This window comes from Streptomyces sp. KLMMK (genome assembly GCF_036961605.1).
In the GTDB taxonomy this organism is placed as follows: Bacteria; Actinomycetota; Actinomycetes; order Streptomycetales; family Streptomycetaceae; genus Streptomyces; species Streptomyces telluris.
The window spans coordinates 1-8,951 of sequence record NZ_JBAMDC010000273.1 but is presented as its reverse complement, the minus strand read 5'-3'; the positions used below and the strand labels follow the sequence as shown (position 1 = coordinate 8,951).

At 72.9% G+C, this 8,951-nt stretch carries 10 protein-coding genes; 3 read left to right on the top strand and 7 right to left on the bottom strand.

Annotated features, from left to right (window positions below; translation table 11 throughout):
* Positions 1-14: 14 nt before the first annotated feature.
* Complete coding sequence (locus tag V7793_RS27760) at positions 15-1,541, bottom strand: hypothetical protein (protein ID WP_336011282.1); 1,527 nt, start codon at positions 1,539-1,541, stop codon at positions 15-17.
* Between the two features lie 295 nt (positions 1,542-1,836).
* Between V7793_RS27760 and V7793_RS27755 the strand changes: the two genes are divergently transcribed.
* Together V7793_RS27755 and dapA are read left to right on the top strand one after the other, a co-directional pair.
* A complete protein-coding gene (locus tag V7793_RS27755) occupies positions 1,837-3,678 on the top strand; it encodes an endonuclease/exonuclease/phosphatase family protein (RefSeq protein WP_336011279.1) in 1,842 nt (613 codons plus the stop codon).
* A 70-nt stretch (positions 3,679-3,748) separates the two neighbouring features.
* Positions 3,749-4,645, top strand: a complete 897-nt coding sequence (gene dapA, locus V7793_RS27750) for a 4-hydroxy-tetrahydrodipicolinate synthase (protein WP_336011276.1) — start codon at positions 3,749-3,751, stop codon at positions 4,643-4,645.
* Positions 4,646-4,813: 168 nt separating this feature from the next.
* Here the strand turns inward: dapA and dapD are convergent, their stop codons facing one another.
* From dapD to V7793_RS27735, 3 genes are all read right to left on the bottom strand, one after another.
* A complete protein-coding gene (dapD, locus tag V7793_RS27745; RefSeq protein WP_336011273.1) occupies positions 4,814-5,803 on the bottom strand; it encodes a 2,3,4,5-tetrahydropyridine-2,6-dicarboxylate N-succinyltransferase in 990 nt (329 codons plus the stop codon).
* 87 nt (positions 5,804-5,890) lie between these two features.
* Positions 5,891-6,442, bottom strand: a complete 552-nt coding sequence (locus V7793_RS27740; RefSeq protein ID WP_336011271.1) for a TetR/AcrR family transcriptional regulator — start codon at positions 6,440-6,442, stop codon at positions 5,891-5,893.
* Positions 6,442-6,765 carry a DMT family transporter gene (locus V7793_RS27735; RefSeq protein WP_336011268.1) on the bottom strand — a complete coding sequence of 108 codons (324 nt, stop codon included), beginning with the start codon at positions 6,763-6,765 and terminating at the stop codon, positions 6,442-6,444. The genes V7793_RS27740 and V7793_RS27735 overlap by 1 nt, the downstream gene beginning before the upstream one ends.
* 152 nt (positions 6,766-6,917) lie before the next feature.
* Between V7793_RS27735 and V7793_RS27730 the strand changes: the two genes are divergently transcribed.
* The gene (locus V7793_RS27730) at positions 6,918-7,922 is read left to right on the top strand and encodes an agmatine deiminase family protein (RefSeq protein WP_336011264.1); all 1,005 of its coding nucleotides are present in this window, start codon (positions 6,918-6,920) and stop codon (positions 7,920-7,922) included.
* 63 nt (positions 7,923-7,985) lie between these two features.
* On the opposite strand, the gene V7793_RS27725 is transcribed toward V7793_RS27730, so the two are convergent.
* From V7793_RS27725 to V7793_RS27715, 3 genes are all read right to left on the bottom strand, one after another.
* The gene (locus V7793_RS27725; RefSeq protein WP_058044949.1) at positions 7,986-8,324 is read right to left on the bottom strand and encodes a metal-sulfur cluster assembly factor; all 339 of its coding nucleotides are present in this window, start codon (positions 8,322-8,324) and stop codon (positions 7,986-7,988) included.
* Complete coding sequence (gene sufU, locus V7793_RS27720; protein ID WP_336011261.1) at positions 8,321-8,794, bottom strand: Fe-S cluster assembly sulfur transfer protein SufU; 474 nt, start codon at positions 8,792-8,794, stop codon at positions 8,321-8,323. The genes V7793_RS27725 and sufU overlap by 4 nt, the downstream gene beginning before the upstream one ends.
* 12 nt (positions 8,795-8,806) lie before the next feature.
* Positions 8,807-8,951: aminotransferase class V-fold PLP-dependent enzyme (locus tag V7793_RS27715; protein ID WP_336011284.1), on the bottom strand; the 145-nt coding region annotated here is incomplete at its 5' end.

The window sequence follows — 8,951 nt, the reverse complement described above, 5'->3', positions numbered from 1 at the left end:
AGCTCAGCGCGGCGTCACCGCTGGGAGCGGGCCTTGAACGCCGCCTTGCGGGCCTCCTTGGCGATCTTCTTCTCCGGGTGGAGGCGGCCCATGGCCTCCAGGACCTCCGCCGTCGCCGGGTGGTCCACCCGCCACGCCGTCTCGAAGAACCCGCCGTGCTGACCGACCAGGCCCTCCACGAGGCCGCGCAGCTCGTCCGTGTCGCCGGACGCGGCCAGCTGTGCGGCGATCGTGTCGATCGTCAGCCAGAAGACCATGTCCTCGCCCGGCTCGGGGACGTCCGCCGCCCCGTGCTCGGCGAGCCACACGCGGGCGAGCCCGCCCAGCTCGCGGTCGTCGAGGACCTCGCGCACGGCCGGCTCGGCCCCGGCTCCGAGGAGGGAGAGCGTCTCCTGGCAGGCGAGGCGGCGCGAGGGCGCGTCCATGTCGTCGCCGCGCCCGGCGGCGAGCAGCTCCCGGGCGGCGTCCTCCGGCGTGCGGCGGGCGAGCCACAGGTCGGCCTCCGCGCGGGCGGCCGTCTCCGGGTGGCCGGGAAGGGCGGCCAGGAGCACGTCGGCGCCCTTGTCGGCGAGGTCGCCGACGGCGGGGGCGTCGATGCCCGCCTCCGCCATGCGGGTCCGGACGGCGAAGAGGCCGAGGGGGGTGAGGGAGACCATGCCGTAGCGGCTGACGTCCTCGTCCTCGGGGGCGTCGGAGGCGACGCCGTCGACGGACTCGCGGATGTGTCCCTCGCCGTCGACCTCCTCGATGAGGGACTCGTCGACGGGCCGGTACTCGATGATCCCGGTGGGCGCGAGCAGCCGGAACTGGTCGTCCAGGCGCATCATCGCGTCGGAGACCTCTTCGAGGATGTCGTCCGTGGGCTCGTCCATGTCGTCGGGCACGATCATGGACGCGGCGAGCGCCGGCAGCGGTACGGGGTGCTGCGCGTCGCTCTGCTCCAGCGCGGTCAGCAGGTAGAGGTTGCCGAGGACGCCGTCGAGGAAGTCGGCCTCGCCCTCGGGGTCCCAGTCCAGGGAGTCGAGGTCGAGGTCCTCGCCCTCGGCGATCCGGTCGGCGATGTCGCCGAGGTCGGGCGCAGCGGCGTCGGCGAGGACGCTCTCGAAGCCGCCGAGGAACAGTTCGAGGACATCGGCGGGGCTGCCGGAGGTCAGCGTGGGGAGCTCCTCGCCGGCGACGGCGGTGCCCCGGGGCCCGTCCTCGCCGGCTCCCGGCTCCTCGTCGCCCGCCTCGCCCTCCTCGGCCTCCTCGCCCTCTTCGTTCTCCTCGAAGTCCACGAGCCCGGTGTCGAGCGCGTGCTGCCACGCGTCCATGGCGTACGCGTCGCCGTCCTCGTCGCCCGCGAGCCCGAGGAGCTCGGTGGCCGCCCGCAGCTGCTCCACGAGCAGCTCGCCGCCGACCCCGACCGGGATGCCCTCCTCGCCGGCCCAGCGCGCGAGCTTCGCGGCGCGGGCGAGCAGCGGCGCGGACAGCGCGTCGCGCGCGAGCTCCGCGTCGGAGGGGAGCCGCACCGGCGGCATGGTCGGGCGGTCTGCGGACATCAGGGGGGTCTCTCCTCGTCGTGACATGCGTCGTGGCACGTACGGTGACGTGCAGCGATGCGCGGTGTGGCCGTGCGGCGCCGCGGACCGGGCGCGGTGCCCAAGCGTAGACGGGATTTCCGTCTTGCCGCCCGGTTCGCCGAACCGCCGACGGACATATGGCTGACGGTTACCCGCGGAACCTTGACAACTTCCCCGGGCTCGCAAGACATTGACGCGCGTAGAGATCGTCAGGATCGCGTCAACGACGATTCCTCCACGTCATACCCCCCTCGCATTCCCACCGGAGGCACCCGTGCCCGCTCGCCCGTCCACCCGCCGTTCCCTGCGCAGACCCGCGGCCCTCGGCTCCCTCGTCGCCGCCGCGCTCGCCGCGGGGCTGCTCGCCGTCCCGCAGCAGGCGAACGCCGAGGGCCTGCGCATCCACGACATCCAGGGCAGGACCCGGGTGTCCCCCCTCGCCGGACAGCAGGTGTCCGACGTCCCCGGCGTCGTCACGGCCGTGCGCGCCTTCGGCTCGGCCCGCGGCTTCTGGATCCAGGACACCCGCCCGGACCGCAACGACGCGACGAGCGAGGGCATCTTCGTCTTCACCGGCTCCACCGCGCCGTCCGTCGCCGTGGGCGACGCCGTGGCCGTCTCCGGCACCGTCACCGAGTACTACCCGGGCGGCGAGAAGGCCGGCCTGCAGTCGGTCACCCAGCTCACCAAGGCCACGTGGACGGTGCGCTCCTCCGGCAACGCCCTGCCCGCCCCGGTCAAGCTGCGCCCGTCGCAGATCCCCGACCGCTACGCCCCGGACGCGCGCGGCGGCTCCGTCGAGAAGCTCGCGCTGCGGCCGGGCTCGTACGCCCTGGACCGCTACGAGTCGCTGGAGGGCATGCGCGTCTCCGTGCAGGACGCCCCCGTCGTGGGCGCGACCAGCGAGCACAAGGACCTGTGGGTCACCGCCGAGCCGCGCCACAACCGCACCGCCCGCGGCGGCACCCTCTACGGCTCCTACGGCGACCCGAACGCCGGCCGGGTCAAGGTGGTCTCGCTGATCCCCTTCGCCCAGCGCCCCTTCCCCGTCGCGAACGTCGGCGACGAGCTGACCGGCACCACCGCCGGCCCGCTGGACTACGACAACTTCGGCGGCTACACGCTGCAGGCCACCGAGCTCGGCAAGCTCGCCGACCGCGGCCTGAAGCGCGAGACGACGCGCAAGCAGCGCAGCGACGAGCTCGCGGTCGCCACGTACAACGTGGAGAACCTCTCCCCCCGGACGCCGCAGGCGAAGTTCGACCGGCTGGCGGCCGCGCTGGTCACCAACCTGGCCTCGCCCGACATCGTCGCCCTGGAGGAGGTCCAGGACGACAACGGCACCACCGACGACGGCACCGTGGACGCCGGTCACACGCTGCGGAAGCTCACGGACGCCGTCAAGGCGGCCGGCGGCCCGGCGTACGAGTGGCGGCAGATCAACCCGGTCAACGGGCAGGACGGCGGCCAGCCGGGCGGCAACATCCGCACCGCGTTCCTCTTCAACCCCGCCCGGGTCTCCTTCACCGACACCCCCGGCGGCGACTCCACCACCGCCGTCAAGGCGGTCCGCGCGGGCGGCAAGGCCGCGCTGACCGCCTCGCCCGGCCGCATCGACCCCGGCAACGCCGCGTGGGCGAACAGCCGCAAGCCCCTCGCGGGCCAGTTCACCTTCCGGGGCCAGCGGGTCTTCGTCGTCGCGAACCACTTCAACTCCAAGGGTGGCGACCAGGGCGTCGACAGCCGCTTCCAGCCCCCGGCCCGCCCGTCGGAGGTGCAGCGCAAGGAGCAGGCCAAGTCGGTGAACGCCTTCGTCAAGCAGCTGCTGGCGGCCGACCGGCACGCGAACGTCATCGTCGCGGGCGACCTGAACGACTTCCAGTTCTCGTCCGCCGTGAAGACCCTCACCGCGGGCAAGGTGCTGACCGACCAGGTCGACCGGCTGCCGCGCAACGAGCGCTACGGCTACGTCTACCAGGGCAACTCGCAGGTGCTGGACCACATCCTGACCAGCCCTCACGTGCGCCGCGTGGACTACGACATCGTGCACATCAACGCGGAGTTCGCCGACCAGGCGAGCGACCACGACCCGCAGGTGCTGCGCTGGAAGCCGTAGCAGTGCTTACCGGTCGAGGCCAGCACAATTAAATAGACCTGTACGGTCGAAGGGGCCCAGAATCGCGTCCATGACGCCCACTCCCACCAGCCCCTTCGGCCGTACCGTCTGCGCGATGGTCACCCCCTTCACCCCGGAGGGGGAGCTCGACCTCGACGGGGCCCAGGCCCTCGCCGACCACCTCGTCAGGGAGGGCGGCTGCGACGGCCTCGTCCTCAACGGCACCACCGGGGAGTCGCCGACCACGAGCGACGCGGAGAAGAGCGCGCTCGTGCGGGCCGTGGCGGAGGCCGTCGGCGACCGGGCGCGCATCACGGCGGGCGTCGGCTCGGCCGACACCCGGCACACCGTGGAACTGGCCCGGGCCGCCGAGGCGGCAGGCGCGCACGGGGTGCTCGTGGTGACCCCCTACTACAGCCGGCCGCCGCAGGAGGACGTCGCCGAGCACTTCCTGACCGTGGCCGGCGCGACCGGCCTGCCCGTGATGCTCTACGACATCCCGGGCCGCACCGCCACCCGCATCGAACCCGACACCATGCTGCGCCTGGCCGAGCACCCGCGCATCGCGGGGGTCAAGGACTGCGCGTACGACCTCCTGGGCAGCGCGAAGGTCATCGCGGCCACGGACCTCGCGTACTACTCGGGCTCCGAGGAGCTCAACCTTCCGCTGCGCGCCGTGGGTGCCACCGGCTACGTCAGCACGGTCGCCAACGTCGCGGGCCCGCTGCTGGCCGCGGCCCTGGACGCCTTCGACCGCGGCGCCCCGGCGGAGGCCACCCGCCTGCACCAGCGGCTGCTGCCCCTCGTCGAGCCGATGATGTCCTCCGGCCTGCCCGGCACGGTCACGGCGAAGGCCCTCCTGAACGCCCGGGGCCTCCCCGCCGGCCCGGTCCGCCCGCCCCTGCGCCCGGCGGCCCCCGCGCGCACGGAGGCCCTCCTCAAGGCGTACGCGGAAGCTGGGCTCTAGCCGCTCGGGCGGGCGGTTCCTCCGGCAGGAGGCAACTGCGCGGTGCCGGCCGAAGGACCCCACGCGGAGGATGGCGGCGCGCCGCAGGGTGGCGTCGGCAGAGCGCCCTCCCGGGGCCGGCCGGCCTTGGGAGGGCGCTCGTGCGTCGTGCGCAGGTGACCGCGGGGGTCAGTTGTGGCTGTGCAGGATCTCGTTCAGGCCGCCCCAGGTGCTCTTGTAGGGGCGGGCCTCGACGGCGCCCGTCGTGGAGTTGCGGCGGAAGAGGATGTTGTCCGCGCCCGAGAGGGTCAGCGCCTTGACGATCTCGCCGTCCGGCAGGGTGACGCGGGTGCCGGCCGTGACGTACAGGCCGGCCTCGACGACGCACTCGTCGCCGAGCGCGATGCCGATGCCCGACTCGGCGCCGAGCAGGCAGCGCTCGCCGATGGAGATGATCTGCTTGCCGCCGCCGGAGAGCGTGCCCATGGTGGAGGCGCCGCCGCCGATGTCGGTGCCGTCGCCGACGACGACGCCCGCGCTGATGCGGCCCTCGACCATGGAGGTGCCCAGCGTGCCGGCGTTGAAGTTGACGAAGCCCTCGTGCATGACGGTGGTGCCGGAGCCGATGTGGGCGCCGAGGCGGACGCGGTCGGCGTCGGCGATGCGCACGCCGGACGGGGCGACGTAGTCCGTCATCCGCGGGAACTTGTCGATGCTGGTCACCTGCAGGTGCAGGCCCTCGGCGCGGGCGGCCAGGCGCGTGGTCTCGACGCGGTCGACGGCGACGGGGCCCAGCGAGGTCCAGGCGACGTTGGCGAGCATCCCGAAGATGCCGTCCAGGTTCTGGCCGTGCGGCTTGACCAGACGGTGGGAGAGCAGGTGCAGGCGCAGGTAGACGTCGTGCGCGTCGAGCGGCTTGTCGTCCAGCGAGGCGATGACCGTACGGACGGCCACGACCTCGACGCCCCGGCGCGGGTCCGGGCCGACGGCCTTGAGGGCGTTCTCGCCGAGCAGCTCGGCGGCGCGCTCGGCGCTCAGCCGCTCGGTGCCGGCCGGGCCGGCGTCCTCGGTGAGCTCCGGGGCGGGGAACCAGGTGTCGAGGACGGTCCCGTCCTCGGTGATCGTGGCAAGGCCGGCGGCGACGGCGCCGGTGGTACGGGAGGCAACAGCATCGGTCATGCTCGAAAACCTAACCGGACCGGCCCTCTCAAGGCGAACCGGTCGCCCCCGCGGCGGCCGCGCCCCGGCCCGGACGGCCCCTGCCGGTCACCGGGCCGGGCCGCCCGTCACCGCGGCCAGCGCCCGGACCGCCTCGTCCCGGTCGAAGGGCCGCCCGGTGAGCAGGTGCTGCAGGAGCATGCCGTCGATCAGCGCGGCGAGCGCGCGGGCGGTCGCCTCGCCGGCGGTGCGGCGGCGCAGGACGGCGGTCATCTCGTCCACGCACTCCGCGGCGATGGGCCGCACGGCCGGGCGGCGCAGCGCGGCGAGGTAGAGCTCGTACTCCAGCTCCAGGCGCCGGCGGTCCCCGGTGAGCGACTCGCCGACGAGCCGGCCCAGCTCCTCGGCGAGGGGCAGGCCGGGGTCGGCGGCCCGCTCCCAGGCGTCGAGGCCGTCGAGCCACTCCCGCGCGGTGCGCCGCAGCGCCTCCACGAGCAGGTCGTCGAGGGTGGCGAAGTGGTACGTGGTGGAGCCGAGCGGCACGTCCGCGGCGGCGGCCACGGCTCGGTGGCTGAGGGCGTCGATGCCGCGTTCGGCCACGACGCGGATGGCGGCGTCGATGATGCGGTCGCGGCGCTCGGGATCGTAGCGGCGGGCCATCAGTGGGACGCCCCGCCCAGGTTGAGGACGACGACCCCGGCGATCACCAGCAGGACGCCGCCGATCCGCGCCGCGTTGACGGCTTCGCCGAGGAAGAGCATGCCGATGACGGCCACGACGGCGGTGCCGGCGCCGGACCAGATGGCGTAGGCCGTTCCGACGTTCATGGTCTTGAGCGTCTGCGCGAGCAGGGCGAAGGCCACGAGGTACCCCGCCACCGTGCCGACCGAGGGCCACAGCTTGCTGAAGCCGTCGCTGAGCTTCATGGCGGTGGTGGCCATGATCTCGGCGAGGATCGCTCCGGCGAGCGTCACGTACATCATGCGTACGAGTGTACATATCGATGCGTACGCCCGTACGCATCAAGGTCCGGCAGGGGCTCACGGGCTCGTCAACGCCGACGGCGATTCCCGCGTCATCCTGGTGGAGAAACCATGGCCGCAGTCCGTCCGAGCAGCTCCGAGGAATCCCGACGATGCATCAGATGCCCGCCGAGTCACAGCCCCACCTGCGCACCTTCATGGGCTGGCCGCCGGCCGGTCCCGTCTGGGGCCGGTACACCGCAGCGGTGCGCAGGGACGTCGCCGCGATCGCCCGGACGATCGCGGAGTACGAGCCCGTGGTGCTGCTCGCGGCCCCCGAGGACGCCGCGGCGGCGCGGAAGGCGTGCGGCGGGGGCGTCGAAGTCATGCCCCTGCCCGTCGACGACCTCTGGCTGCGCGACTCCGGCCCCGTCTTCGTCACCGGCCCCGGCGGGGCGGCCGCGGGCGTCGACTTCGGCTTCAACGGCTGGGGCGGCAAGCAGGAGCACCCCCGGGACGGCCTGGTCGCGCACCGGGTGCTGGAGGCTTTCGGGGTGCCCCGCACCGAGGCGCCGGTCGTCGCCGAGGGCGGCTCGCTGGAGACCGACGGCGAGGGCACGCTGCTGGTCACCGAGAGCTCGCTGGTGAACGACAACCGCAACCCGGGCCGCTCGCGCGACGACATCGAAAAGGCCCTCCGGGAACTGCTCGGCGCCCGCAAGGTGATCTGGCTGGAGGGCGTACGCGGCGAGGACATCACGGACTGTCACGTCGACGCCCTCGCCCGCTTCGCCGCCCCCGGAACGGTCCTGCTGAGCAGCCCGCCGCCCGGGGCCCGGCCGGACGTGTGGACACGCATGTACGAACAGGCGCGCGCCACCCTGGAAGCGGCCACCGACGCCCACGGCCGCCGCCTGGAGATCGTGGACCTCCCCGAGCCGGACCCGGCGGAGCTCGGCAGGCGCGGCGAGGACTTCCTCGGCTGCTACGCCAACTACTACGTGGCGAACGGCGCCGTGCTCGTCCCCCGCTTCGGCGACCGCCGCGCCGACGACCACGCGGCGTCCCTCCTGCGCGACCTCCACCCCGGCCGCACGGTCCGCCGGGTCGAGATCCACGACCTGGCGGAGGGCGGCGGCGGCATCCACTGCGCCACACAGCAGCAGCCCGCCCTCTGACCGGGGGTCAGGGAGCGGGCTGCTGCTGTCGTACGGGGTCGTACAGCCCGTACGGGGTGCGGCTCAGACGTTGAAGCCGAGCGCCCGGAGCTGCTCGCGGCCCTCGTCCGTGATCTTGTCCGGGCCCCACGGCGGCATCCAGACCCAGTTGATCCGGAGCTCGTTGACGATGCCCTCGGTGGCCGACTTCGCCTGGTCCTCGATGACGTCGGTCAGCGGGCAGGCCGCGGACGTCAGGGTCATGTCGAGGGTGGCGATATTGGCGTCGTCGATGTGGATGCCGTAGATCAGGCCGAGGTTGACGACGTCGATGCCCAGCTCGGGGTCGACCACGTCGTAGAGGGCCTCGCGGACCTCTTCCTCCGTGGCCGGCTTGGTGGTCACCTCTGCGTTGTCACTCATGCGGTCTTCCTTGCTGTGTTTTCGCGGCCTTCACCCAGTGCCTGGGCGGTCGCGTCCTTCCACGCCATCCAGCTCAGCAGAGCACACTTCACGCGCGCCGGGTACTTGGAGACGCCGGCGAACGCGACCGCGTCCTCCAGCACCTCCTCCATCGCGTCGTCCGGCTCGATGCGGCCCTTGGACTGCATCAGCTCCAGGAAGGTCTCCTGGATCTTCTGCGCCTGCTCCAGCTCCTTGCCGACCAGCAGCTCGTTGAGCACGGAAGCGCTGGCCTGGCTGATGGAGCAGCCCTGGCCCTCGTACGAGACGTCCTCGATGGTGTCGCCGGCCATGCGCACCCGCAGCGTGATCTCGTCGCCGCAGGTCGGGTTGACGTGGTGCACCTCGGCGTCGCCGTCCCGCAAGCCCCGGCCGTGCGGGTGCTTGTAGTGGTCCAGGATGACGTCCTGGTACATCGAATCAAGCTTCACAGTCAGCAGCTCTCAGCCGAAGAAGTTCCGGACGTGCTCCAGACCCTCGACCAAGGCGTCGACCTCACCGGGGGTGGAGTACAGATAGAACGACGCCCGCGTGGTCGCAGGAATTCCGTACCGGAGGCAGACGGGCCGTGCGCAGTGGTGGCCCACA

What these genes read in the sequence shown, in the direction of transcription:
- V7793_RS27760 (WP_336011282.1), bottom strand. Translation starts at nt 1,541, where the DNA reads ATGTCCGCAGACCGCCCGACCATGCCGCCGGTGCGGCTCCCCTCCGAC.
- dapA (WP_336011276.1), top strand. Translation starts at nt 3,749, where the DNA reads ATGACGCCCACTCCCACCAGCCCCTTCGGCCGTACCGTCTGCGCGATG.
- dapD (WP_336011273.1), bottom strand. Translation starts at nt 5,803, where the DNA reads ATGACCGATGCTGTTGCCTCCCGTACCACCGGCGCCGTCGCCGCCGGC.
- V7793_RS27740 (WP_336011271.1), bottom strand. Translation starts at nt 6,442, where the DNA reads ATGGCCCGCCGCTACGATCCCGAGCGCCGCGACCGCATCATCGACGCC.
- V7793_RS27735 (WP_336011268.1), bottom strand. Translation starts at nt 6,765, where the DNA reads ATGATGTACGTGACGCTCGCCGGAGCGATCCTCGCCGAGATCATGGCC.
- V7793_RS27730 (WP_336011264.1), top strand. Translation starts at nt 6,918, where the DNA reads ATGCATCAGATGCCCGCCGAGTCACAGCCCCACCTGCGCACCTTCATG.
- V7793_RS27725 (WP_058044949.1), bottom strand. Translation starts at nt 8,324, where the DNA reads ATGAGTGACAACGCAGAGGTGACCACCAAGCCGGCCACGGAGGAAGAG.